Origin of the sequence: Acidisphaera sp. S103, assembly GCF_009765975.1 — a bacterium.
Taxonomy (GTDB): Bacteria; Pseudomonadota; Alphaproteobacteria; order Acetobacterales; family Acetobacteraceae; genus Rhodopila.
This window is the reverse complement of record NZ_LMUJ01000080.1, coordinates 1,803-2,220: the sequence shown is the minus strand read 5'-3', so window position 1 is coordinate 2,220 and position 418 is coordinate 1,803. Positions and strand designations below refer to the sequence as shown.

Sequence of the window (418 nt, the reverse complement as noted above, 5' to 3'; positions counted from 1 at the left end):
CCGTCAGGCAGCGCCGCCGCCGGCGGCCTCAGCACCTATGGCTCCCTCGGGCAGAACTTCTATGCCGTTCCGGCACCCGGCACCGTTGTCATCCGCTTGGGTGGCAAGGTCGAAGCCGACTTCGCTTACAGCGCGACCAGCCTGAACAGCTACCATGTTCCGGGCGGTGTCACCTACAAGGTGAATCCGGTTACCGTCAGTTCCTATATGCGCCTGTATCCCGGGTTCGACGGCACCAGCACGAACGGCATCCATTACGGCGCCCAGATCGAGCTGCGTGAGAACTTCCAGCCCGCGATGGCTGCAACCGGCACCACGGCGGCGCCGTCCATCGCCAGCCCGTCGGTCAACACCTCCGCGGAAACCGTCTTTGTTCGCCGCGCCTACACCTACCTGTCCGCGGATCAGGTCGGTATCA

General features: G+C 64.4%; 1 pseudogene. It reads left to right on the top strand.

Annotated elements, in window-relative coordinates:
* Nucleotides 1-418, top strand: a pseudogene (locus GSQ89_RS38760) (hypothetical protein); the annotation flags it as partial.